Consider the following 1,144-nt stretch of genomic DNA (forward strand, 5'->3'; position numbering starts at 1 on the left):
TGTACTGGCCCGGCAGGAACTGCAGCCGTTCGTTGCCCGGCGTGCGCAGCCACAGCCGGCGCACGTCGTGGGCAAGGGTGTCCATGCGTTCGACCCGGCAGGGGAGCTTGCGTGGCCGGATATCGTCGGCCGAGCGGACCTCTCGCACCTCGATGGCGAGGTCCGAGTCGGCCCGCGCCTGGCAGAACAGGGCCTGGCCGACCGCCTCCTCGGCCTCGGAGAGCGCGGGCGGGCGCCCGTCGGGATAGCTCACCCGGCCCTCGACGACCTTGCCCATGCAGGTGCCGCAGGTACCGCCCCGGCAGCTATAGGGCAGGATCAGGCCGTGGCGGAGCGCGGCGCTCAGCACCGCCTCGCCATCCTCCACGGTGAACTCGTGCTGCGTGTTCTCGATCCGGACTCGGTAGCTCATCGTGTATGCCGCTTTCCGCGTGCCTTTGCGCCATTCTCGCCCAACGTCGCCGCCGGGCCTAGGGCCTGGTCGTAATCACCGGCGGCGGGCCGTGCCCGGGTTGCCGCCGCCACGCCCGGGTACCGGGGTTCAGTCGATGCCAAGCTCGTCCCAGTAGGCGTCGACGCGTTCGCGCACGGCGTCGTCCATGCGGATGGGCGTGCCCCATTCCCGCGTCGTCTCGCCGGGCCATTTGGAGGTCGCGTCGAGCCCCATCTTCGAGCCGAGCCCCGAGACCGGCGAGGCGAAGTCCAGGTAGTCGATGGGGGTGTTGTCCACCAGCGTCGTGTCCCGCGCCGGGTCCATGCGGGTGGTCATCGCCCAGATCACGTCCTGCCAGTCACGGGGATCGACGTCGTCGTCCACGACCACCACGAACTTGGTGTACATGAACTGGCGCAGGAACGACCAGACCCCGAACATCACCCGCTTGGCGTGACCGGGGTACTGTTTCTTCATGCTCACCACCGCCATGCGGTAGCTGCAGCCCTCCGGCGGCAGGTAGAAGTCCACGATCTCGGGGAACTGCTTCTGCAGAATCGGGACGAATACCTCGTTGAGCGCGACCCCGAGTACGGCGGGCTCGTCCGGGGGGCGGCCGGTGTAAGTGCTGTGGTAGACGGGGTCGCGCCGGTGGGTGATGCGCTCGACGGTGAATACCGGGAAGTGCTCGACCTCGTTGTAGTAGCCGGT

The 1,144-nt window shown here is 68.4% G+C and carries 2 protein-coding genes; both read right to left on the bottom strand.

The annotated features are described in order from the left end of the window. Positions 1 to 412: 2Fe-2S iron-sulfur cluster-binding protein (locus G7A99_RS25620; protein ID WP_240466316.1), on the bottom strand; the 412-nt coding region annotated here is incomplete at its 3' end. Between the two features lie 129 nt (positions 413 to 541). Further along, the coding region (locus tag G7A99_RS16680; RefSeq protein WP_205599888.1) for a UbiD family decarboxylase domain-containing protein at positions 542 to 1,144 on the bottom strand (603 nt) is incomplete at its 5' end.

It is taken from the genome of Arhodomonas sp. KWT (assembly GCF_010993615.1).